Consider the following 23,289-nt stretch of genomic DNA (forward strand, 5'->3'; position numbering starts at 1 on the left):
TTATTTCTCAGCTATTATATACTCAAGCTTTTTTATTACAGAACTTGTATAACCATTAATCTTTTTAAACGCAATTTTTACCGGCACAATATGCTTCCCCGGCTTTCCGGCAGCTTTAAACTTATACAAGGCAACCCCATCTTTATCCAATTGTATTTCCTTATCATCTATTGATACCCTGGGGTTTGCGGCCCTTCCAAATGCGGCTGCACCCGCGGTTACTTCTAGAGTTTGCCCACGCTTTACATAGCTGCTATTTAAAACTGCTATTGCATTATATTTTTCATAAAATCCCCGCCCATCTACATAGCCAACCTGATTACAGCAATATTCCATCAACATTGTTCCTGTATTAAGTATATCGTTTTCCAATTTATTTAATACCACCATTGCCATTAAAGCAGAGCTTCCCCTCATATTATCTTCGAGCCATTTGTTAAAGTACCCAGCACGTTGCTTTGCATTCATTTTATCTGTGTAATCTGGCAGCAGTGGGCTTGCATTTCGAAGTTTGTCAATATTCTCTTTTGTAGTTTCGTATAAATATGGAGTGTTGCTGGAATCTACAATACTGAAAATAGCAGACAAACTATCTTTGATAGAAGCCAGATTATTGAGCAGTCTATACCCGCTGCCATTAGGTTCATACAAAGAATGAAGAATTGGCGCATTGTCCACCCCCAGGTTACCTGATTGCTTTAACAATTGCGTTTTTAAATTCTCAACTAAATTGGCAAGGGAGTCTGTTTCGGCTTTTGCCTTTCTCATTATCAACAACAACTTAACTATTCTATCGCTATTGGGTATGTCATGGTGGTTATTCTCCATTTGCTCTAAAGCTCGTTCACTTGCACGTTTAATAAGCTCATTCGACTTTTCAAGACTTGCATTAATAGCATTCAACTGCACCTTGTTCTCCTTTGGCTGGCAGGCAGCAAGCATGGCTAACAAGGCAACATAATAGGGTCTTATCATTATTAAATTATTTCTCATCAGCAATTATATAATTAAGGTCCTTGTATACATGTTCATTGGAACCATCGGGTTTCATAAACTCAAACTCAACCCTGATCTTGTTGTTGCCCGGTTTGCCAACAGCAGCAAAACGATGAACAGCCGCACCTTCATTATTCAATGCTATTTCTTTACCTGCTATAGATATCCGGGGCGCTTCCGCCGTATCGAAATCACCAATGCCTGCCGTTACCTCTATTGACTGGCCTTGTTTTACATAGTTACTGTTCATTAATGCAATCCCTCTAAAACCACAGGTATGTACCTCCGTTTTACTAAAACAGAAATCTAAAAATAGCTTTGCCGTTGCCAACACATCGTGTTCAATCTTATTTAATACAAGTATTGCCATTACAGAAGAGGCGCCTGAGAAATTCTTTTCCCGCCAATTTTTTATGAACTGTATGCGCTGGTCTTTATTCAGGCAATCTGAATAGCCGTATAGCAGCGGCGCTTTTGCGTGCATCGCAAGTATGTCATTTTGTATATAAGCAAACTCCAGCGAGGAGTCTCCCTTAAATATGAAAGGAATACTGTCTTTAAATGCCGCCAGCCTTTGCATCATTTTATCAAAGGAAGGATCTTCTTTCTGCTTTAACAGATCGCTCTTTAAATTCTCTATCATAGTAACAATACTATCGGCTTCTCTTCTTATACGGTTTCCCCTTGGCTCCCATATCTTTCCATAATAGAGGGTTCGTGGCGTGCGCGCCCTCACCGTCAAAGCTTTTCCAAGAACTTCGTTTTCATTCTGAATAACAGTATTCGCCTCCTCCAAACTTTGATTTATAATTTTCAACCGGTCCACATCCTCCCGCTGGCCACAACCGGCCAGCAACGTTACCACCATAACGAAGTGAAAAAAGGGCTGGCGCATTGCTGTAAGGGTTATCTTCCGCTAACGGAAATAACCCCGGTATATTTCTGAACCAAACACAGAAAAATGTTAAATGAGGCATAATAAAAATTATTAATCCCGAAGCGTAAAATATTCAACCCCACTATTGCATTTAACGCCAAAAGCGTATACTTTAGGTCGCAGTTTTAAATTCTCGTTCAATGGCAAAAATCGGTATTGTATTAAGTGGCGGTGGAGTACGTGGGTTCGCCCATTTAGGTTTGTTACAGGTGTTGGAAGAATTACAAATTGAACCCAATGCCATTTCAGGCGTTAGCGCCGGCGCCATTGTTGGCGCTTTATACGCCGCCGGCCATTCGCCCAAAACTATTCTTGAGATCATGAAAAAGAACTCCTACTTCGGCTGGTCGAGCTTTTTAATGAATAAAGATGGTTTCTTTTCCATGAAAGCGCTGCGAAAAGTGCTGGAAACCTGCATTCCTATAGATAGTTACGAAAGCCTGAACAAACAACTTTTTATAATCGCTACCGATTACGCCACCAACGAAGCCATCACCTTCTCCCAGGGCAAACTAATTGAAACCGTTATTGCCTCCGCTTCTGTTCCCGTGATCTTTGAACCGGTAAAGATCAACGATCACATTCTTGTAGACGGCGGCCTGCTTAACAACTTCCCGGTTGAACCACTCCAGAACAACTGCGATGTACTTATTGGCTGCTATGTAAACAACATTCCAAAGGGTGTTGGTAATGGCAAACGCATTGGTAAAATGAATATGATCGAAAAATGCTTTCACATGGCCATTGCTCCCACGGTTTACAGCAAAGTACCCAGCCTGCATGTATTTATCGAGCCCGATCTGCACGAATTTGGCATGTTCGACGTAAATAAAGCCGATCTTATTTATGAAGCGGGTTATAAAGCTGCCATGGTGAATAAAGACAAACTTCTAAGCCTTCTACAATAAAACCCTTATTTTCTATTCCCGTTTTCCTGCTCCCCTTAGCTCAAATCCGCCTCCATATTGACCTATGTCAATAAACTAACGGTTATACCACTTATGTTTTCCTGATAGCTTATTTCAGAATAACTTAGTAGTGTAACAAAGTTGCTGTTTTAAACATACAGGCTAAATTCAATAAGAGTTATCCAATACCCTTCCGATTTGTCTTTGAATATTTTATTCCCCCCTGCGTTCTGTTAGAAGGGTATTTTTTAATCCGCCTGCACTAATCAATTTATCCGTAATGATGGATTATTAACCTTAAACGCTTCCACATGCAAACAACATTGTTTTTATTCAACGACAACAAATTGCAAACCCAAAATGGCGGCGCATCCGCCGAAGTTTCCAAAATACAGCTGGTACTGGGTTTTGGCGGCAAAGAGGTTATTAATACCCAACCTGTTTTCGAAGAATTAAAATCAAAGTTCCCTAACGCCCATGTTGTATTATGTTCCACCGCCGGGGAAATTATTAATAACCGCGTTAACGATAACACCGTATCGGTAGCAGCCATTGAGTTTGAAAAAACTACTATTCAACCCGTTACTGTAAATATTCGCGATTTTGAGAACAGTTATGAAGCCGGTAAAGGCCTAATAAAACTGATTGATTTTAAGGACCTGGCTTATATTTTAGTTATTTCCGACGGTAGCAATGTAAATGGCAGCGAACTGGTTCGTGGCATAAACGAACTGGTAAATGACCGGGTACCGGTAACAGGCGGCCTGGCCGGCGATGGCACTAATTTTCAATCCACCCTGGTGGGGTTGAACGAACAGCCATCGGGCGGCAATATTGTAGCCATTCCTTTTTATGGCAACCACTTTGTTGTTTCACACGCCTCAATGGGCGGCTGGGAAATTTTTGGTCCCGAACGCACCGTTACTAAATCAGTTGCCAACCAACTGTTTGAAATAGAAGGACAAAAAGCCCTGGACCTATATAAAACCTACCTGGGCACCTATGCAGATGAACTACCGGGCTCGGCCCTGCTGTTTCCGCTGGGTATTAAAATACACGAAGACGATGCTCCTATTGTACGAACCATACTCTCTATTGACCAGGATTCAGGCAGCATGGTATTTGCAGGCGATATACCTAACGGTTCGAAGGTAAGGTTCATGAAAGCCAATTTCGATAAACTGGTTGATGCCGCCACCAACGCCGCCGGACAGGCTTTTCAAAAATTACCCGCGGCGCCTCAACTGGCATTATTGATCAGCTGTGTAGGCCGCAAGATCATTTTAGGAAAACGAACAGAAGAAGAAGTAGAAGCCGTTGCCGATACATTTGGCAATAATACACTGCTAACCGGCTTTTACTCATACGGCGAAATTTCTCCCTTTAATGATAATGCGAAATGCGAGTTGCATAACCAAACAATGACCATTACCACCTTCGATGAGTTATAATTGCGATATGGCCTTTAATAAACTTCTTGAACGCCAAATAAAAAAATACCTTCCTGAAGATTATAAAAATCAGGAACACCTCGCCCGTTTTATTCAGGCGGTGCACGATTCGTATGAAGAATATGAGCGGGACCGGAAGCTTTTCAACCATGCTTTTGCCTGCAGTGAGAACGAGTACATTCAAATAAACGAAACGCTGAAAAAAGAAGCCAGGCTCAAACACGCATCCATTCAACAACTAAAACAAACCATCAATAAATTCAAGGGGTCCAAAAACATTGCATATAACGATACCGACGATCTTTCAGACATTATAAATTATCTTGAACACGAATTACAGGAAAAAAAGAAGGCCGACGACCTGTTGCAACAATCTGAAAAACGCCTTCGACTGGCGCTTTCAACCATCGACGACAATGTATGGGAATATCATTTTCCCTCGCAAACAATCACCTTTGCCGCCAACGAAAAATCTATTCTCGACCTCGATAAAAATACATATCAAGGTTCCGATAATATGGATTGGTGGCAATCGATCCTTGAAGAAGATCGCCATATTGCCATAAACACCTTTCGCCAGTACATGAGCGGAGAGATCACAAAACATTGTGTTGAATACCGCGTGAAGCTGAAAGATGGAAGCATAAGATGGATCCTTAACCGCGGCGGTATCATCAGCAAATCGAAAAGCGGCAAACCCATTACCATTATTGGCACGCTAACCGATATTCAGAGTTTTAAAACCATTCAGGGTGAATTATCGGCAACAGCCAATAGATTGTCGCACCTGCTAAAAAACCTGCAAACAGGGGTACTGCTCGAAGATGAGAACGGAAAAGTGGTTCTTACCAATAAAAAATTCACTGAATTCTTCGGCTATCCCGGTTCACCCGATACCCTGGTAGGCATTGAATGCACCGAACTATATGAAAGCAGCGCCGTGCTTTTTAAACACCATAACGAGTTTTTAAGCCGCACAAGAAAACACTTAAACAACCGCATACATGTCGACTGCGAGCAAATGGAAATGGCCGACGGCCGGGTGCTTGAAAGAAATTATATTCCCCTGTTTATTGATGATATTTACCGCGGGCACCTATGGACGTACAACGACATTACCGAAAGAAAACGTTCCGAAATAAAACTTAAACGTCAGGAAGAAAAGTACCGCAGTATTATTGCCAATATGAACCTGGGCCTTATTGAGGTTGACCTCAAAGAAAACATCAGGTACGTAAACCAAAGCTTTTGTTCAATGAGCGGTTATGAAGAACATGAGCTTATTGGTAAAAATGCCGCCGATCTTTTTGTAAAGGATGAATACAGGAATATCATGGTTGAAAAGAACCAATCGCGGCAACGGGGCCTGTCAGATGCATACGAAATGAACGTACGCACCAAAGACAGCAATGCCAACTGGTGGCTGGTGTGCGGTGCCCCCTTATACAACGACAAACAACAGCTCATAGGATCTATTGGCATTCACCTCGATATTACCCAGCAAAAAATGCTGCAAAAACAGTTGGAGGAAGCAAAACAACTGGCCGAAAAATCGGTGCATGCCAAAGACCTCTTCCTGGCTAACATGAGCCATGAAATAAGAACGCCCATGAACGCTATTTTGGGCATGAGCAAACAACTACAAAAAACATCACTCAACCAGCAGCAAACATCCTTTTTGGAGATCATTGGCACTGCCGCCGAAAACCTGCTGGTGATCATTAACGATATTCTCGACTTTTCAAAACTGGAAGCAGGCAAAGTAACGCTTGAAGAAATTGGTTTCAATATGCACGACCTGGTAACCAATACCAGCCGCGTACTGAAATTAAAAGCCGAGGAAAAAGGTTTATTGTTTGAAGTGGTTGTTGATCCCAATGTAACCAGGGTTTTAAAAGGCGATCCCTTCCGCATAAACCAGATCCTGATGAACCTGCTTAGTAACTCCATCAAGTTCACTAAACGGGGCAGTGTTACGTTACAGTGTTTGCTTAATGAAGAGCAAGGCGATAATCAATCTCTTGAGATAGTTATCAACGATACGGGCAAGGGCATGGATGAAGGGTACTTAAAGAACCTTTTCAACAAATTCAGCCAGGAAGATGAAAGCATTGCCCGCAGCTATGGTGGCACCGGCCTGGGCATGAGCATCGTTAAACAGCTTGTTGAACTAATGAACGGTTCCATTGCCGTAAAAAGTAAAAAAGGCGAAGGCACCCAGGTGAACATCACCCTGTCTTTTGCAAAAGGCACAGAAAGCGATCTGCCCAAAAAAGACAACAGCCATGTTGAAGCCCATATTCTGGCCGATAAGAAAATACTGCTTGTAGAAGACAACGAAATGAACCGGGTAGTGGCAGAAACCATCCTGAATCAATATGGCGCCTCCATTTCTGAGGCGGTGAACGGGGTTGAAGCCATTGAGTCCCTCAGAAGCCATCCGTTTGATATTGTTCTAATGGATATTCAAATGCCGGTAATGGATGGTCTTGAAGCCACCCGCCTTATTCGTAACGACCTGCACTCAACCATACCCATTATAGCGCTTACCGCCAATGCGGTTAAGGGCGAAATGGAAAAATGCATACAGGCGGGCATGAACGATTACCTAAGCAAACCATTTGAAGAAGAAGACCTGGTACGGCTGATAGCCAAATGGCTGGGGCGCGAAACGCATTTTGGCGCAGGCAAAACAAATAAGGTTACCAACGCTCCTTTATACGATTTGGGTAAGCTGAAACAAATTACCCGCGGCGATGAAAAATTCATTGTTAAGATGTTGCAGGTATTCATAAGCGAAACCATTACCGGACTTACCAACCTGGAAGAAGCTTTTGAAAAAAAGGACCTGAAACAGGTAAAGTTCCTGGCCCATAGAATGAAATCTTCACTCAACAACCTGAACATATCTTCAGCCGCTGCCATTGCTGAAAAAATTGAAAATACACCGTGGACGGAAGAAGAGTTTCCGGCTTTGAAGGACCAGATCCACGATTTCAAAAAGATCATCGAAGAAGTGATACCTTTAATTACCGCCAATTATACAGAGCTGCTTCGTAAAGCAGGCTAATTCCACACAACTATAACTCATTGATAACATGCATTCAGCCATCCGCTGGCATGTTTTTTATGCTATTTCAGGAATAGTAACGAACTTTGCACCGTCTATCAATCTCCATCCTTGCTTTATTACCACTTGCCATAACCTGAAAAGTTAGTTAGGCGATAGGCGCCCTTTATGCAATAAAGGGTTGCAATAGTTCATTAATGTTAATAAGAAGAACGAGTTATGGAACAACCAGTAAAAAGAGTAGTTATCGTCGGTGGTGGATTCGCCGGCATAAACCTCATTAAAAAACTTTCGAAAGACAAACGTTTCCACATTACCCTGGTAGATAAGAACAATTACACCTTCTTTCCACCACTTTTATACCAGGTGGCCACGGCGTTCATTGAACCCTCAAACATCAGCTACCCGTTCCGCAGATTGTTTCAAAAGAAACATAACCTGCGCTTTCACATGGGGTCTTTAAAAAAAGTAAACCCCGAACAAAACACTATTGAAACAGATACCGGTATTGTTGAATACGATTACCTGGTTCTGGCTATGGGTACCGAAAGCAATTACTTTGGCATGGAGCAGGTTAAAGCAAACGCCCTGCCCATGAAAACCATCGACGATGCCCTTAACCTGCGCAACCATTTGCTGTTGAATATGGAAGAGGCAGTGCACACCAACGATATGAAGGAAAAAGAAAAACACCTGAATATCGTTATCGCCGGCGGCGGCCCCACAGGCGTTGAGCTGGCTGGTATGCTGGCCGAGTTAGGTCGCAACATTGCACTCAAAGAATACCCCGAAATAAAAGACCTGCGTTCACACCTTTACCTGGTTGATGCCGGCAAGGCATTGTTAGGCCCCATGAGCGTTAAATCGCAACAGGAAGCCACCAGGATCTTACTAAAACTGGGTGTAAAGATCATTACCAATACGGCCGTTAAGGATTATCGTGATGATATCGTTTACCTGGCCGATGGCAGAACAATTCCTACCAACGTATTAATATGGGCTTCGGGCGTAATTGCCCGTGAAGTGCCCGGTTTACCGGCAACCGCTATTGGCCGGGGTAAAAGAATTATAGTAAACGAGTTCAATAAAGTTCACGACACACAAAATATTTTTGCGCTGGGTGATCAAAGTTTACAAACCAGCGATACAAAATGGCCCAACGGGCACCCGCAACTGGCACAGGTAGCCATTCAGCATGGCGATAAACTGGCTGCCAACCTCATTAGAGAAGCAGATAACAAAACCATGGAAGGCTTTGTATATAATGATAAGGGCAGCATGGCCATCATTTCTAAATACAAGGCGGTGGTTGACCTTCCCAAGCTGTTTTTTAAAGGTTTTGGCGCCTGGTTTATTTGGCTGTTCATTCACATTATTCCATTGATCGGTTTCCGCAACAAAGTAAAACTGGCCTTTAGCTGGTTCTGGTCGTTTATAACCAACGACCCAACCCTGCGGTTGATCATTCGCCCACGTAAGGAAGATGTTATTGATGCAAAGCCGAGGGTGGAAGCGGCGAAAGAGTTGACGAGTTAACAGGTTAACAAGGAGTTCAACTTTAAAGCTCGCTACTATTCTCCAGGACTCAAATATTATCAGAAAAGGCTTCCTTCGGAAGCCTTTTCTGATTTATAAAGAATCACCAAGTTTTACGAACGACTGCCGTTTTCGAAATACTATCGTGCCAGGGCAAGTAGGAAATTAGCGCGCTAAGGGGTTCAAAAGGAATAAACCTGCACAAGGTGCGCGTAAGCGCATGGGCAAAGGTAAATGGCGTTCCGTCCTGGGTAATGGCAGCGGTATCTGTCATTATCTTACCCAACGTTCTGCCCCGGGTTACGCCTTCAAAAATGAGATAATATAAAAAAGTAACAACCATGGAAACATACAGGTTTTGTTGTATAACCTCAAGATCAAGGTGCTCCAGGTCTATTATCTTATAATAAATATGCTCGCGGTACTTTGCGCCCAATGTAAGATACGCCAAGCTAAATTTAACCGCCCTTAAAATTACCCCAATGGCCACCCAGTCAACAATGTAATTCACAAAACGGGCGAATTTCGGAGCGGGGTCGGAATAGTTCATTTCTTCCCGTTCTTCGCGTAATATTTCTTTATCATCCTGATCCATCATCATCGTTTGAAATTGAACCACAAAATAAACGAAAGAATCTCATATAAAGCAAGCGTGCCACGGTTTGGAACCGTGGCACGTTTAAAACAGGTAGGCCGATTATTGCTTTACAAGCTTCAACTCATTAATTAGGTTGGTAGCGCCGCCCAGTTTGTCAATGCACCACAACACATAGCGAACATCCACACAAATGGTACGATTGTAAACAGGATCGAATGAAATTTTATGGCTCAATGCTTCATAGTTGCCATCGAATGCCAAACCAATAAGATTTCCGCTGGCATCGATCACTGGTGAACCTGAGTTACCGCCGGTAATATCATTGGTAGTGATAAACCCTACAACCAGGTCGTTGCGTTGCTTATCGATGTACTGGCCGAAGTCTTTTTTCTTTGCCACCTCAATTAATTTTTCGGGCAGGTCGAACTCATAATCACCGGGTTTGTATTTTTCTAAAATACCCTTCATGGTGGTTACGTAGTCGTATTTAACAGCATCGCGCGGAGCATAGCTTTTTACATTACCAAAACTTACACGCATGGTAAAGGTAGCATCGGGATACATTTTCTTTGCCTTAACGGTATCCATTTGCATAATGCCTTTCAAATACAAACGGCCAAACTCTGTATTTTTTAAATTGAATTGTTGGTAGTATTGCAAATACTTACCCTGCCAGTTCTTTAAAAATGCACTGGCCACTGCATAGGCAGCATCTGCCTGCAATACGGTTGCATCGGGATTGCTGCTGAATGCATCCCATTTTGCATTATCAAGGATCATGGTATTGGCGAAGATGGAAGCTGCATATTTTTTATAGGTAGTTTCATCGTTCAAATCACCATAACCCGATTTTACGCCATCATAAAAACCAATAGGTTGTTGTGCCTTATCAACATCTTTATAATACATCTGCAAAACAGCAGCTACAATATTCTGGTCACTGGCTTTGTTTTCGCTCTTCATCAATTCAGTCCTTGCTTCTTTGGCGCTTTCCAGCGCTTTCTTTATCGCTTCTGAGCTTCCTTTTTGTACAATAGCGTTCTCGAGTTGTTGTAAAGAAGCCGCATATGCCAACAATGGCGAACCGAAAATACCTTCATTGATGTACATGCGGTGTTTTGAATACGGACGCCATGCATCATAGGCTGCACCCCAATCTTTGAAAATACTTTCAAACTCAGGTTTGCCATTTGCCCAGCTTTGGAACTTGGCTTCAGTGGCTTTCTTTTGATCGTACACATTGTACTTGATCAGCTGTTTGCTTTCACCATCAAAGAATTTCCAGTAGTTGGCAATAGAAGCATAATCAGCGGCCAGCTGCAATTTAATGGCGGCATCGTTCTTCATTTGATCGAACATATACTTCAACCGCATATCGCGCAGCTTTACCAGCGTTGGATTATCGATATCAATTTTTTGTTTAATGCCATATGAAGTTTCATAACGATTGGTGCTGCCGGGGTAACCATATATCATGGCATAATCACCATCTTTTATTCCTTTAATTGAAACAGGCAGAAAATGTTTAGGTTTTAAAGGAACGTTCTCGGGCGAGTAAGCAGCAGCTTTTCCATCTTTACCCATATATACGCGGAAGATAGAGAAGTCGCCGGTGTGGCGTGGCCATTCCCAGTTATCGGTATCGCCGCCATATTTACCAATGCTTTCGGGTGGAACGCCGGCAAGCCTGATATCGTTATAACGTTTGTAAACAAACACCAGGTATTGATTGCCTTTGAACAATGCATTCACGCGGGCAATGGTGCTGGTAGCTTCATCACTGTAACGCTTGTTGATCTCTGTTGTGATCTCAGTTACTTTCTTTACACGGTCCAGTCCGCTCAAGCCTTCTGCAGCCTTCAGTACTTCGGCTGTAACATCTTCTATTTTAGTAAGGAACTCTGCATATAAGCCGGGAGAAGGAATTTCTTCCTGTTTGCTTTTTGCCCAGAAACCGTTTTTGAGGTAGTTGTTGGTAACTGAGCTGGCGGTTGCCACGGCATCGTAACCGCAGTGGTGGTTGGTAAAAATAAGCCCTTCGTTACTTACAATTTCGCCAGTGCAAAATCCACCGAAGATAATGATAGCGTCTTTGATAGAGGCTTTGTTCACACTGTACAACTGTTCTTTGGTAAGCTTTAAACCACGCTTCACCATATCGTTATACACTTGTTGCCCAAGCAATAGCGGCAGCCACATGCCTTCATCGGCAAAGCTGCGCACCATAGTAACGGCCAATACAACCGTTAATAATAGTTTCTTCATATTATGATAGCTTTTGTGGCGGCAAACCTATTGAATTTTGCGTTTGGATAACGGAAAACACCAACTTTTTTCAGCCGGTGCACCTCCATACACATCATTCGGAACACTTATCTGCAGAATAACGCAAACACATATAAATCAATTAATAAGGTGGATAACCAAACCATGATAATTATAAATATTCGCTTATTTTCACCCCCTCAAAATCTCTACTTTATGTTAAACCGGCAATCCTATGTTACTGTACTTGCAGTATTGAGCTTATTAGTGGCCTGTAGTAAAAAGAATCCGATAACCGAAGAACCTGTTACCATTGCGCCGCCACCCGATTTTGGATTTAAAGTAATTGGTTATATGCCCAACTACCGCGATCCCGCAACCATTCCCGATTCAAAGTTTCGAATGACCAATGTAGTGAATTATGCATTTGCCACTGTTAACAGCAGCGGTGTGCCGGTTGTTAACAACCCTTCGCGCTTTCAATTGGTAGTGAATAAGGCAAAGGCAAACAACGCCAAAATATTCATTAGTGTAAATGGAACAACAGCCAACTGGAAAGCGATGGCGGTTACAGCCACGGGTAGAAATTCATTTATAAAAAACCTGATGAACATCCTTCGACAATATCAGTTAGATGGCGCCGATATTGACTGGGAATTTCCCAGCACTGCCGATAGTACCGATGTGGCATTTACATCTATGATGAAAGAGCTCAGCGATTCATGCCACCTGGGCAGTAAGTATTATTTAACTGCCGCCATTACTGCTGGTAAGTATGCGGGCAGTTATAGAGATGCCATAAAAACTGAAGTGTTTGGCTATGTTGACTGGATGAATATTATGGCCTATGACGATTTCAATACTACGGTGCCGTATCGCCAACATTCGCCCTACGAACTGGCGGTAACCTGTTTAAATTACTGGTTAAATACGCGTGGTTTGCCCAAGGCAAAATGTGTATTGGGTTTACCGGCATATGGCCGCCCAAGTGGTATAACCCAAACCAATACCACGTTAGCGTATTCATCAATTCTTGCGCAAGGCGGCAGCCCCAACAGCGATTCGGCAATGGTTACTACCAGCGGCTGGCCCAGCCCATATATGATCTACTATAACGGGCAGCCAACCATAAAGCGTAAAACCATGCTCGCCCAACAACGCGGCAATGGTGTTATGATGTGGGAAAAGGGCCAGGATGCCAATGATGAATATTCATTGCTGAAAGCAGTGTGTGATACTATTGGAAGAGCTTACTAGAAGTAGGAGGTAAGAAGTAAGAAGTACGAAGAACCCCAATACAGGTGCCTCAAAACTGTATTTCTTACTTCATACTTCATACATCTTACTTCTTTATTTCATGCAATATTTTCACCATATACGCACGAACATCCGATGAGTACAGTCGTTTGTCCATACTATCAAGCGTACGTTTTGAAATGACCCAGTTCATGGAGTATTTCAAGGGCTCTTTTGGCCGGTACAGGTTAATGGGTTTGTAATGCAGCCCATTGCCATACATGTTTTGCAGATAGTTTTTGAGACGGCTATCGTTGATACTTGTTTGTACACCATAAGCGCCCATGAGCGTTTTTATGGGCGCTGCCAGGTCGTTTACAAATGGGTTTACTTTTTTCAGTAACACATCGCCCTCCGGGCCGTTACTTATGTGCATTACGTAGAAAGAGATCTTTTTACAGTTGGAGCGTAAAATGGTATCGGTTTGTGATTTGCAAATTGAGTCGCGCAATGAGTTCAGCTTAATGATCATTTCATGTACAACACCGGCGCCGGAGTTATCAACATAACCGCCATCAACAAAGTAAAAAGGAAATTCAGTAGGCCCTTTGCTTAGGAATTTCACACCATCTATACGGCCGGCCGGACTAACATACGGAAAGCTGGCCCCCAGTACACAGGCGGTGCTCAGCTTCATATCGCGGCCATTATTAATACGCGCCAGCACATCTACACGGTTATTAAATGTAAGCGGATCAATTTGTATAGTACTGATAACCGACGGCGCGCCATCCTGCATACGAGTGGTATTCACACAAAGAATGGGCAGTTTGGTGGTCACTTTGTCTTTATAAATAGCCAGTTCCGACATTGGCACCTGCAGCTGGTTCTTCAACAGTACGCTGTCATTGGGCGCCTGCTCCAGTGCATCGGTAAGAGCTTTTGCCCTATCGCCCTTTGTATCGAACGGGAACATGGCCACAAAAAAGTCGTGGCCCAACATGCGACTGAGTGTGTATGTAAGAAAGTCGCTGCGCAGGTATTCTTTTCCCGCCTCATAAAACGGTTGATTTTTGGGCAGGCTTTTATCGGGCCTGTCGGCTGCATTTTTTAATAAAGTATAAAACGCTGCATTGCCTACACTACCACCCGAAGCGCCCGATAAACAGAACAGGTGTTTCGAGAAATCGTGGTTCGACGTGTCTTCCAGTTTTCCCAATACCGAAGCCACCCAGTAACCCGAGCGGGAAGCGCCGCCATCGCTCAATACAAAATACACCGGAAATCCCTGCGACTTCCTGATCAATGTATCCCTGTCTTTCACCCATTGAATAAAGTAATCTCTTACACTGGCCTTATTGGCGAAACTTACCTTTTTTGGCGGGTTCTCAATCAAACCCGTATAATGACGTTCCGTCCACTGACCAAAAATGAAAACGATGATAAGCACGATGAGGTGAATGTTTATGCCTTTGCGTACCGACAAAAACGTGATGATAAAACCAAAACCCATAAATACCGAAAATGCCAGTAATACAAATGGGAATGAACCAAGAAATACGGCAAATGCCACGTTCACCGTACAGGCCAGGTACACGGCCAGCATCACCACGCTTATAAAAAGGAATATTACATGAAAGCGGATTTCTTCGCGTGGAATACCCAGCCTCTTAGCCAGGCGTTGTACTTTACTGCTTGGTATAGCCTCCACACTTTTAGCCTTTTTCTTTTTTTGTAACAGCTCGCGCCTTGTAACCACCAGCACCATAAAACATAACTGCAATACCATCATCATTACAATTATAAGCCAGGAGTAGCGGTCTAATTTACGTGTAAGCAAAACGGACCCTGTTACTACCACCAACATAGTGATCACAAATAACCAGTTAACCCGTATCACTTTAAAATTGCGCTCGATGAAGTTGTTGACCCCGAAATAATAGGGGATGGAAAGAGCCAGTAAAACATAAAACATTTTACTATCATCATCAATCTTCCTGTCAAACAAGGGCGTTTGCGCAAAGGCCAGCATTATAATGGTGAATAAAGAAAAGCCTATAAAGCGGGGCATGTGTTTATAATAGCCTTCCTGCAAATAATCCGGCGCCGTATAAGCGCTTTGCTGTTTGGCATAGGCAACTGTACGGGCAGCATACCAGCTTACCAGTACTAAAAAACCAAGCAACGATTGAAATAACAGAAAGAAACCCCGGTGTTCGGTGGCTAGTACCATCAGGTCTTTTCCCTGGGCAAGGTTCCAAAAACAAACCTGGGTAAGTACGAGGAATAAGATACCGGGAAAGAATACCCATAATGCACGAAAGAGGTTACGCAGGAGGGTACCAAAACGGTTAAGTAAACCATATATGGCCAACATAAGCAAACAGTTTTAGGGTATCCCTAAGGTAGTTACTATCTACCGCAATTTCAATACCCTAAAAATTGTATTGCCTATGTTGTTTGTCACATTAAATACCTGTGTATTATGTACAGTTACCATAACGGTATAACGCTGCGCTAACTGTTAGCAACCTCCAACCCTTCATTCAACGATTTCCAAAGCAGGTCTTTTAATTCACCAAGTCCCTGTTGAGTAATAGAAGAAATAAAAATATGAGGAACGTTTTGCGGCAGTTCTTTTTTAACGGCAGCTTTCAATTCATCATCGAGCATTTCGCTTTTACTAATGGCAATGAGGAATTGTTTGTGCAACAGCTCGGGGTTGTATTCTTCCAGCTCATTCACCAGAATGTTAAACTCTTTTCTGTGATCATTACTATCGGCCGGAATAACAAACAGCAAAACCGAGTTGCGTTCAATATGTCGCAAGAAGCGATGCCCCAGTCCGCGCCCTTCGGCAGCGCCTTCAATGATCCCTGGCAGATCGGCCACGCAAAAGCTTTTACCATCGCGATAAGCCACAATACCTAAATTAGGATTGATGGTGGTAAATGCATAATCTGCGATCTTGGGTTTGGCGGCGGTAATAACCGAAAGCAGGGTTGATTTACCTGCATTTGGAAAGCCTACCAATCCTACATCGGCCAGCACTTTTAACTCCAGCACTTTCCAGGCTTCTTCGCCGGGTTCGCCCGGTTGGGCATATTCGGGCGCCTGGTTGGTAGGTGTGGCAAAATGAGCATTGCCCAATCCGCCGCGGCCACCTTTTATCCAAACTATTTCCTGGCCGTGCTCTAAGATCTCAGCTTCCTGTACTTCGGTTTCTTCGTCACGAGCTACAGTACCAAGCGGCACTTCAATGATAATATCTTTACCATCACGACCGGTCATGTTGTTTTTATTACCACCCTGGCCATCTTCGGCCAGCACGTTTTTATAATAGCGAAGGTGTAATAGCGTCCACATGTTTTTGTTACCACGCAGTATGATATGGCCACCACGACCGCCATCACCACCATCGGGCCCCGCCTGGGGATTGAATTTGGTGCGCATGAAGTGTTTGCTTCCTGCACCGCCATGGCCGCTGCGGCAAAATATTCTTATCTGATCTACAAAGTTTGATTTTTCCACTATGTTACTTACTTATAAAATTGGGTGCAAAGGTAAGTTGAAAAGTTGATAGAGTTGATATAGTTGATAGAGGTAATACAGCGCTTCGGTGAATAGCTAAGTTATTGACCTGTACAGAGTTATTTTGGGGGCAGCTTACTTTCGAGATAAGCGATGTAGCCATTTAGTATCCTTTCCACTTCTTTGATCTTCTCCCTGAAGTATTGAAGTTGTTTAGAATTGATATACGAACAGTCAAATGCATCGATGAGGTGATTGAGGGTTTCGTGTAGAGAGCCGCGGGCCTGAATACAGAATTTTATTTTATCCGGCGTTGTTCGCCGGCCATGACCTTCGGCAATTTGGGCGTTTATAGATCGTGAACTTCTGACTAATTGGTCAATAAGCCGATACTTTTCTTCAGCAGGAAATGTTTTGGCCAAAGCAAATAGCTCATTTTTTAACACGCGCGAGTGTTTCCAACACTGCAGCTCCTCATAGTTCTGATATCCTGTTTCTGACATAGCTATCGTTGAACCATTAAGGTAATTCAATATCTTTCTAAAAGAACACCCTGCTTAATTTTTTATCATATGTCAAATTAGGAACTGTATTTCCTTTATCACCTCTATCAACTCTATCAACATTTTAACTCAACATTCTTACAATCACTCACTCCCCTTAACCGAATTCCAGGTTTTATATAAACTACTCTGCTCCGGCCTATCAACAGGAACCTCCGTCAATGCCTCACAAGCAACCCACTCACTCTTCATTTCACCAGGCAACATTTGATACAAACGAGTACCCTCCGTCTTCCAGCCAATCATTTCATCCGATACCTGCTTTATGATCTTCGCGGGATTGCCTACGAGTAAACTGCGCGCAGGTATCTTTTCATCGGCTTTTATAAAACTGAGTGCGCCAACGATACATTCATCACCCAATTCTACATTATCCATGATCACACTGTTCATTCCTACCAGGCAATTGCGGCCAATGGTAGCGCCATGTATCACTGCACCGTGACCAATATGCGCACCCTCTTTCAACAATACCGTTACGCCGGGAAACATATGAATGGTACAATTTTCCTGCACATTACACCCGTCCTCAATTACAATTCCACCCCAATCGCCACGGATGGCGGCGCCAGGGCCCACATATACATTTTTACCAATGATAACATTACCGGTTACAGCAGCTTGCGGATGTACAAATGATGAAGGATGTACAACAGGTATAAACCCTTTAAACGAATAGATCATATGCAGGAATGTTTGATCAAAGATAACACGCCAGCGCCCAACCATTTTGGCTTTTAATTGTTCCAATTTCGTTGTTTGAATTTCGCAATTAATGGTTTGAAATAAACAAAACCCAAGGGATTTTCCTTTTTTAAATTTGTTTCCAAAACACAATTTTATGAAATACAGAAGTCTGGGTAATACCGGCGTTCAGCTTTCGGCCATCGGGCTCGGCTGCATGGGCATGAGCTTTGCCTATGGCCCTCGCAATGATGAAGAATCAATTGCTACACTTAACAGGGCATTGGAGCTGGGTATTAATTTTTGGGATACGGCCGATATGTACGGCTTTGGCCATAATGAAGAACTGATCTCAAAAGTGCTGGTACCAAACAGAGATAAAATTTTCATTGCTACCAAATTTGGCTTCCGTCAAAGAGAAGGCCAAACCGGAAATTTCGCTGGTACAGGCGCAACCTATTTTGATGGCTCACCCGCTTACTTAAAAACCGCCGTTGAAAAAAGCTTACAACGATTGAAGATCGATACCATCGACTTGTATTACGCGCACCGTATTGATCCCAATGTTCCGGTGGAGGATATGGTTGGCGCCATGGCAGAACTGGTGAAAGAGGGGAAGGTCCGCTATCTTGGATTGTCTGAAGCCTCTGCCAAAACAATACGTAAAGCACATGCCGTGCACCCGATAACCGCATTGCAAAGTGAATATTCGTTATTAACACGCGATGTTGAAGATAATATCCTTGGCACGCTGCGCGAACTGGGAATTACGTTTGTTCCTTACAGTCCGCTTGCACGAGGGTTGGTTACCGCCACCTTACCGCCTGATAAAGACAGTTTGCCAGATGATGATTATCGCAAAACATTACCTCGCTTTGACAATGAACACTGGCAAAACAACCAGTTGTTGGTAAGTGATTTTGCCGTGCTGGCCGAACAAAAAGGTTGCACACCGGCCCAACTGGCATTAGCCTGGGTGTTGGCGCAGGGTGAAGATATAATACCTATTCCCGGTACCAAAAGAAGAAAATACCTGGAAGAAAATGCCGGTGCCGTTGATATTACCTTAAGCGAGGGTGAGTTGAAAAATATAGAGGCAGTTGTTAACAAATATCCCAATGTAGGACAACGCTATAGCGAGGGTGCTTTAAAACTGGTTAATCATTAATTGCCAAACCGAATGGGACCTTACACGTTCCATTCGGTTTCCTTTCTAAAAACAGTGCCTTTAAAAAGTGCCACCAGCTCGCCATTCTCTTTTTCAACCCGCACTTCGTAAATGGCTATTTTATTACTGCGGCTTTTTTCTTCGGCAACAGCTACTATTACATCATCTGTTTTAAGCGGCTTTATATGTGAAATAGAAGTTTCTATTGAAACGGCATGCCGCCCATGGCTGTTAGAGGCAAATGCCAATGCACTATCGGCAAAGGAATAACTGATTCCGCCATGAGCAATTTCAAAGCCATTACACATTTCCTTGCGGATGGTCATTTTTAACTTGCAGAAACCATCGCGCTCTTCCAACCGAACAATACCCAGCCACTGACTGAAATAGTCTTTATTCATCATGGCGTCGACAATGGCGGTGGCTTTTGTTTTGCTTGCTGACATAGTGATGGTTTATTCGCCTTTAAACTCAGGGTTCCGCTTTTCGAGGAACGACTGCACCCCTTCTTTGAAGTCTTTCGTATTTGCCGACCTTTGCTGATACTCATCTTCCAATTGCAGCTGTTGCTCCAGGTTATTGGTCATTGATCTGCTGAGCACCTGTTTTGTATAAGCCAGCCCCCTTGTGGGCATTTGTGATAAAGTGAGCGCTATCTTTTTGCTTTCGGCCGAAAAGCTTTCATCGGGAAATACTTTATAGATCATGCCCATTTGCTCTGCCTGCGGAGCTGTGATCTTATCGCCCAGCATCATAATGGCGCTTGCTTTTTGCCATCCAATTAACCGGGGTAACATAAACGTACCACCGCTATCGGGTATCAACCCAATTTTTGAAAAGGCTTGTATAAACGAGGCCGATTGGGTTGCTACCACTATATCGCAAGCCAGTGCAATGTTAGCGCCGGCGCCGGCAGCCACCCCATTCACGGCTGCCACTACGGGCTTTTCAAGATTGCGAATACGTGTAATGATAGGATTGTAATGTTCACTTAAGATCCTTTGCATACCCGGGCCTTCGGGGTCTACCACTTCGGCAAGATCCTGCCCGGCGCAAAAACCTTTGCCTGCACCGGTTATATACACACAGCGTATGCCTTGCAGGGAAGCGCATTCATCGAGCTGCTGTTGCAGCAACAAAGCCATTTCGCGGTTAAATGAATTTAATTTATCGGGCCGGTTCAATGTAATGGTGGCAATTCCTCCTTCAATCGTAAAAAGAATAGATGACATATAAGTGGGAAGCTTTTAATAGCATTTAAAATAATCGAACGGTTCGTGGCAATCGTTACATTGAAACAACGATTTGCAGGCGGTTGAACCAAACTCACTAATGCGGCGGGTATTGTACGAGTTACAATGCGGGCATTGTACCGCTTCATCTTCTGCAAACAACTGCGTATTGCAAACCTGTTGTTTGGGGTTCGGTGGCGCAATGCCATAGGCTTTTAATTTTTCTTTGCCGGCATCGCTCATCCAGTCGGTTGTCCAGGCGGGTGAAAGAATGGTAGTGATCTGCACATTTTTGAAACCATGCTCCAGCAGCACCATCCTTATGTTCATTCGAATTACATCCATGGCGGGGCAACCCGAATAGGTAGGCGTTATCACTACTTCAATTTCATTCTCAGCACCTGCTTTGTTTATTTTAACATCGCGTACTATTCCCAGGTCAATAATTGTGAGCACAGGCACTTCGGGGTCGGTTACTTCCTGAAGGAGTGACCATATATTCTTAGTTAATATGTTTTCATTTGTTTGCATTGTGCTGCTAAGTTAACATCACCTTCTGTATTCATTATCACATTATCACATTAACCTTACCATTCGCACCCCGGATACGCTCTCTGCATCGATTGCATTTCGGCAAGAATAAAACCCATATGTTCGGTATGCACGCCGGTTTTTCCACCAGCTTGCATCCACACGCCTTCGGTTGTGGGTGAAGGCAGGGTTGCTTCTGCAAAGATCTCATTAACGCGTTGCTCCCATTCCCCTTTTATTTCATTTACATCAACTCCAATGCCCAGTTTAACTGCTTCCATTTCATAGCCGGCCGGTGTAAACAATTCGCCGGTGAATGCCCACAATTCATCAAGGGCATTCAACATGCGGTTATGGCTTTCCCCGGTACCATCGCCTAAACGTATTACCCACTCACTGCTCCAGCGTACATGATAGGTAACTTCTTTCAACGATTTTTCGGCAATGGCCGCCAGGGTGGCATCGGCCGATTGTTGCAAACGCTGATATAAAAAATATTGATAAGTACTAAAGAAGAACTGGCGAAGTATTGTTTGCGCCCAGTCGCCATTGGGTTGTTCAACCAGCAAACAGTTCTTATAAGCGCGAACGTCGCGCAGGTATGCGAGGGTGTCTTCAGTGGCGCCTTCGCAGCCTTCGGCGGCGTACTGATACAAGCTCCTTGCCTGCCCAATAAGGTCTAATGAAATATTGGTGATGGCAATATCCTGCTCAAGTATGGGCCCGTGCCCGCACCACTCACTGTTGCGTTGAGCCAGAATAAGCGCATTATCGGCCAGGTGAAGCGTATAGTTATATATAATTTCCTTTGTCATTTTTTACATATGGGTTAACTCATCGGGCAGATCGTAAAACGTAGGGTGACGGTACACTTTATCATTGGCCGGTTCATACAGCGATGCCGCTTCATCGGGATTGGATGCATGTATGTATTTGCTTTCCACCACCCAAATGCTTATCCCTTCCATACGGCGGGTGTACACATCGCGTGCATTTTCAATGGCCATTTTTGCATCGGCTGCATGCAGGCTACCAACATGTTTATGATCTATACCCTGTTTGCTGCGGATGAATACTTCCCATAAAGGCCAGTCGGCGCCGTTGGCTTTAGCCTCCCCCTGGCTGGCCCCCTCCTTACCTCCCCCGGTGGGGGAGGAATTAGAAAAAAGTTTATTTCCTCCACTGCCCTTATCCTCAGGAATATCGCCGTAATAATATTTTGTGATGCTTATATTCATTACAATCGTTTTTAGTTACTTAAGCAATTTGCTTTTCTTCTTTCGTTTCTTCCCGCATTTTGCGTTTGGCGGCATGTGCGCTGGCAGCTTCGCGAACCCAGGCGCCTTCATCCCAGGCCTTGCGCCGCGCATCGAGGCGTTGTTTGTTACAGGGGCCGTTGCCTTTTACTACATTCCAAAATTCCGTCCAGTTAATTTCGCCAAAGTCGTAATGTTTGGTTTCTTCATTCCATTTCAATTTGTCGTCGGGCAGGGTCATGTTCAGCACCTTTACCTGTTCGGCTATCATATCAACAAACTTCTGGCGCAATTCGTCATTGCTCATGCGCTTGATCTTCCATTTGGTGCTTTGTTCACTATTTGTTGACTCGCTATCATGTGGACCAAACATCATCAATGATGGCCACCACCAGCGGTTAATAGCATCCTGGCACATGTCGCGTTGCTCGGGAGTTCCCTGCGAAAGCGCCATCAGTATATCGAACCCCTGGCGTTGATGAAAGCTTTCTTCTTTGCATATACGCACCATGGCGCGGGCATAAGGCCCATACGATGTGCGGCACAGCATTACCTGGTTTAAAATGGCGGCGCCGTCAACCAGCCAGCCAATAGCGCCAATATCGCCCCAGGTAAGTGTAGGGTAGTTGAAAATGGAAGAATACTTGGCTTTTCCGCTATGCAGGTCGGTAATGGTTTGTTCGCGGGTAGTGCCTAATGTTTCAGTTGCGGAATACAGGTACAGGCCGTGCCCTGCTTCATCCTGCACCTTGGCCAGCAAAATAGCCTTGCGCTTAAGGCTGGGGGCGCGACTGATCCAGTTGCCCTCGGGCAGCATACCTACAATTTCACTATGCGCATGCTGCGATATTTGCCTTACCAGCGTTTTGCGGTAAGCATCGGGCATCCAATCCTTTGGTTCGATCTTGATTTCCTGGTCAATTTTCGACAAAAAGATCTTTTCTAATTCCTGAACCGACATGTGAAACATTTTTAGTGGTTTCAAAGATAACCATATTTGTCAAAAATACTAACAAACGTTAGCGCTCATTTTCTGTCTCAGTTAGCCCAAAGGCAGGAAAAAGGGGTTTCAAATGCAAAAACAGGTTAAGCAATTATTAACTGTGCCCGTTTTAAGCAGCTGTAAAACGTGTTGGGCATCATGACCAGTTTTACGCAAAACCCGTGTTGGCAGCGGGTTTTAACATTTCATAGGGGGCTTAACCATCCTATAAATGCAGTAGAGTTGATTTTTGGGGGCGTAAATGTAGTGGTATGTTTGTATCACGAAAAGCAACAGACACAAACACCAACCGGGTGAACCTCAAAGCAAAGTTGCTCTCTCTTT

The 23,289-nt window shown here is 43.8% G+C and carries 20 protein-coding genes; 6 read left to right on the plus strand and 14 right to left on the minus strand.

The window, feature by feature from the left end; genetic code table 11:
* Window positions 1-993 carry a hypothetical protein gene (locus tag GGD38_RS16485; RefSeq protein ID WP_375297345.1) on the minus strand — a complete coding sequence of 331 codons (993 nt, stop codon included), beginning with the start codon at window positions 991-993 and terminating at the stop codon, window positions 1-3.
* A complete protein-coding gene (locus tag GGD38_RS16490) occupies window positions 983-1,891 on the minus strand; it encodes a hypothetical protein (RefSeq protein ID WP_375297346.1) in 909 nt (302 codons plus the stop codon). Before GGD38_RS16490 ends, GGD38_RS16485 begins: the two co-directional genes overlap by 11 nt.
* Window positions 1,892-2,073: 182 nt before the next feature.
* Between GGD38_RS16490 and GGD38_RS16495 the strand changes: the two genes are divergently transcribed.
* The 4 genes from GGD38_RS16495 (at window position 2,074) to GGD38_RS16510 (ending at window position 8,898) form a co-directional block, all read left to right on the plus strand.
* On the plus strand, window positions 2,074-2,841 hold the full coding sequence (locus tag GGD38_RS16495; protein WP_375297347.1) for a patatin-like phospholipase family protein: 768 nt from the start codon (window positions 2,074-2,076) through the stop codon (window positions 2,839-2,841).
* A 311-nt stretch (window positions 2,842-3,152) separates the two neighbouring features.
* Complete coding sequence (locus GGD38_RS16500) at window positions 3,153-4,292, plus strand: FIST signal transduction protein (protein WP_375297348.1); 1,140 nt, start codon at window positions 3,153-3,155, stop codon at window positions 4,290-4,292.
* A 7-nt stretch (window positions 4,293-4,299) separates the two neighbouring features.
* Entirely contained in the window at window positions 4,300-7,362 is a 3,063-nt protein-coding gene (locus GGD38_RS16505; protein ID WP_375303852.1) for a PAS domain S-box protein, read from the plus strand.
* Window positions 7,363-7,581: 219 nt separating this feature from the next.
* Window positions 7,582-8,898 carry an NAD(P)/FAD-dependent oxidoreductase gene (locus GGD38_RS16510; RefSeq protein WP_375297350.1) on the plus strand — a complete coding sequence of 439 codons (1,317 nt, stop codon included), beginning with the start codon at window positions 7,582-7,584 and terminating at the stop codon, window positions 8,896-8,898.
* 103 nt (window positions 8,899-9,001) lie between these two features.
* On the opposite strand, the gene GGD38_RS16515 is transcribed toward GGD38_RS16510, so the two are convergent.
* Both GGD38_RS16515 and GGD38_RS16520 read right to left on the minus strand, forming a co-directional pair.
* Entirely contained in the window at window positions 9,002-9,499 is a 498-nt protein-coding gene (locus tag GGD38_RS16515; protein ID WP_375297351.1) for an RDD family protein, read from the minus strand.
* A gap of 96 nt (window positions 9,500-9,595) precedes the next feature.
* Window positions 9,596-11,761, minus strand: a complete 2,166-nt coding sequence (locus GGD38_RS16520) for a S46 family peptidase (RefSeq protein ID WP_375297352.1) — start codon at window positions 11,759-11,761, stop codon at window positions 9,596-9,598.
* Between the two features lie 216 nt (window positions 11,762-11,977).
* On the opposite strand from GGD38_RS16520, the gene GGD38_RS16525 reads away from it, so the two are divergent.
* The gene (locus GGD38_RS16525) at window positions 11,978-13,018 is read left to right on the plus strand and encodes a glycosyl hydrolase family 18 protein (RefSeq protein WP_375297353.1); all 1,041 of its coding nucleotides are present in this window, start codon (window positions 11,978-11,980) and stop codon (window positions 13,016-13,018) included.
* An 85-nt stretch (window positions 13,019-13,103) separates the two neighbouring features.
* Here the strand turns inward: GGD38_RS16525 and GGD38_RS16530 are convergent, their stop codons facing one another.
* The 4 genes from GGD38_RS16530 to GGD38_RS16545 form a co-directional block, all read right to left on the minus strand.
* Complete coding sequence (locus GGD38_RS16530; protein WP_375297354.1) at window positions 13,104-15,374, minus strand: patatin-like phospholipase family protein; 2,271 nt, start codon at window positions 15,372-15,374, stop codon at window positions 13,104-13,106.
* A 140-nt stretch (window positions 15,375-15,514) separates the two neighbouring features.
* Complete coding sequence (gene obgE, locus GGD38_RS16535; protein ID WP_375297355.1) at window positions 15,515-16,528, minus strand: GTPase ObgE; 1,014 nt, start codon at window positions 16,526-16,528, stop codon at window positions 15,515-15,517.
* A 119-nt stretch (window positions 16,529-16,647) separates the two neighbouring features.
* Window positions 16,648-17,031: a four helix bundle protein gene (locus tag GGD38_RS16540; RefSeq protein WP_375297356.1), complete on the minus strand. Its 384-nt coding sequence runs from the start codon at window positions 17,029-17,031 to the stop codon at window positions 16,648-16,650.
* A gap of 144 nt (window positions 17,032-17,175) precedes the next feature.
* Window positions 17,176-17,841: a transferase hexapeptide repeat family protein gene (locus GGD38_RS16545; RefSeq protein WP_375297357.1), complete on the minus strand. Its 666-nt coding sequence runs from the start codon at window positions 17,839-17,841 to the stop codon at window positions 17,176-17,178.
* A 91-nt stretch (window positions 17,842-17,932) separates the two neighbouring features.
* Between GGD38_RS16545 and GGD38_RS16550 the strand changes: the two genes are divergently transcribed.
* Window positions 17,933-18,943, plus strand: coding sequence for an aldo/keto reductase (locus GGD38_RS16550; protein ID WP_375297358.1), 1,011 nt, complete (start codon window positions 17,933-17,935; stop codon window positions 18,941-18,943).
* Between the two features lie 20 nt (window positions 18,944-18,963).
* Here GGD38_RS16550 and GGD38_RS16555 read toward each other — a convergent pair whose 3' ends face one another.
* Genes GGD38_RS16555 through paaA form a run of 6 tightly spaced genes read right to left on the minus strand, consistent with a single transcriptional unit; the run spans window position 18,964 to window position 22,923 of the window.
* A complete protein-coding gene (locus GGD38_RS16555; RefSeq protein ID WP_375297359.1) occupies window positions 18,964-19,389 on the minus strand; it encodes a hotdog fold thioesterase in 426 nt (141 codons plus the stop codon).
* 9 nt (window positions 19,390-19,398) lie between these two features.
* Complete coding sequence (locus GGD38_RS16560) at window positions 19,399-20,175, minus strand: enoyl-CoA hydratase-related protein (protein ID WP_375297360.1); 777 nt, start codon at window positions 20,173-20,175, stop codon at window positions 19,399-19,401.
* A gap of 15 nt (window positions 20,176-20,190) precedes the next feature.
* Window positions 20,191-20,706 carry a 1,2-phenylacetyl-CoA epoxidase subunit PaaD gene (gene paaD, locus GGD38_RS16565; RefSeq protein ID WP_375297361.1) on the minus strand — a complete coding sequence of 172 codons (516 nt, stop codon included), beginning with the start codon at window positions 20,704-20,706 and terminating at the stop codon, window positions 20,191-20,193.
* A 56-nt stretch (window positions 20,707-20,762) separates the two neighbouring features.
* Window positions 20,763-21,521: a 1,2-phenylacetyl-CoA epoxidase subunit PaaC gene (gene paaC, locus GGD38_RS16570; RefSeq protein WP_375297362.1), complete on the minus strand. Its 759-nt coding sequence runs from the start codon at window positions 21,519-21,521 to the stop codon at window positions 20,763-20,765.
* Window positions 21,522-21,524: 3 nt separating this feature from the next.
* A complete protein-coding gene (gene paaB / locus GGD38_RS16575; protein WP_375297363.1) occupies window positions 21,525-21,944 on the minus strand; it encodes a 1,2-phenylacetyl-CoA epoxidase subunit PaaB in 420 nt (139 codons plus the stop codon).
* Between the two features lie 19 nt (window positions 21,945-21,963).
* Window positions 21,964-22,923, minus strand: coding sequence for a 1,2-phenylacetyl-CoA epoxidase subunit PaaA (gene paaA / locus GGD38_RS16580; RefSeq protein ID WP_375297364.1), 960 nt, complete (start codon window positions 22,921-22,923; stop codon window positions 21,964-21,966).
* Window positions 22,924-23,289 lie beyond the last annotated feature (366 nt).

The sequence above is a fragment of the Niastella sp. OAS944 genome (assembly GCA_024809215.1).
Classification (GTDB): domain Bacteria; phylum Bacteroidota; class Bacteroidia; order Chitinophagales; family Chitinophagaceae; genus Niastella.

Coding starts and splice junctions, on each gene's coding strand:
- GGD38_RS16515 (WP_375297351.1), bottom strand. CDS start 9,499: ATGATGATGGATCAGGATGATAAAGAAATATTACGCGAAGAACGGGAA.
- paaD (WP_375297361.1), bottom strand. CDS start 20,706: ATGCAAACAAATGAAAACATATTAACTAAGAATATATGGTCACTCCTT.
- GGD38_RS16530 (WP_375297354.1), bottom strand. CDS start 15,374: ATGTTGGCCATATATGGTTTACTTAACCGTTTTGGTACCCTCCTGCGT.
- GGD38_RS16485 (WP_375297345.1), bottom strand. CDS start 993: ATGAGAAATAATTTAATAATGATAAGACCCTATTATGTTGCCTTGTTA.
- GGD38_RS16525 (WP_375297353.1), top strand. CDS start 11,978: ATGTTAAACCGGCAATCCTATGTTACTGTACTTGCAGTATTGAGCTTA.
- paaA (WP_375297364.1), bottom strand. CDS start 22,923: ATGTCGGTTCAGGAATTAGAAAAGATCTTTTTGTCGAAAATTGACCAG.
- GGD38_RS16555 (WP_375297359.1), bottom strand. CDS start 19,389: ATGTCAGCAAGCAAAACAAAAGCCACCGCCATTGTCGACGCCATGATG.
- GGD38_RS16560 (WP_375297360.1), bottom strand. CDS start 20,175: ATGTCATCTATTCTTTTTACGATTGAAGGAGGAATTGCCACCATTACA.
- GGD38_RS16520 (WP_375297352.1), bottom strand. CDS start 11,761: ATGAAGAAACTATTATTAACGGTTGTATTGGCCGTTACTATGGTGCGC.
- paaB (WP_375297363.1), bottom strand. CDS start 21,944: ATGAATATAAGCATCACAAAATATTATTACGGCGATATTCCTGAGGAT.
- paaC (WP_375297362.1), bottom strand. CDS start 21,521: ATGACAAAGGAAATTATATATAACTATACGCTTCACCTGGCCGATAAT.
- GGD38_RS16490 (WP_375297346.1), bottom strand. CDS start 1,891: ATGCGCCAGCCCTTTTTTCACTTCGTTATGGTGGTAACGTTGCTGGCC.
- GGD38_RS16500 (WP_375297348.1), top strand. CDS start 3,153: ATGCAAACAACATTGTTTTTATTCAACGACAACAAATTGCAAACCCAA.
- GGD38_RS16505 (WP_375303852.1), top strand. CDS start 4,300: ATGGCCTTTAATAAACTTCTTGAACGCCAAATAAAAAAATACCTTCCT.
- GGD38_RS16540 (WP_375297356.1), bottom strand. CDS start 17,031: ATGTCAGAAACAGGATATCAGAACTATGAGGAGCTGCAGTGTTGGAAA.
- GGD38_RS16495 (WP_375297347.1), top strand. CDS start 2,074: ATGGCAAAAATCGGTATTGTATTAAGTGGCGGTGGAGTACGTGGGTTC.
- GGD38_RS16510 (WP_375297350.1), top strand. CDS start 7,582: ATGGAACAACCAGTAAAAAGAGTAGTTATCGTCGGTGGTGGATTCGCC.
- GGD38_RS16550 (WP_375297358.1), top strand. CDS start 17,933: ATGAAATACAGAAGTCTGGGTAATACCGGCGTTCAGCTTTCGGCCATC.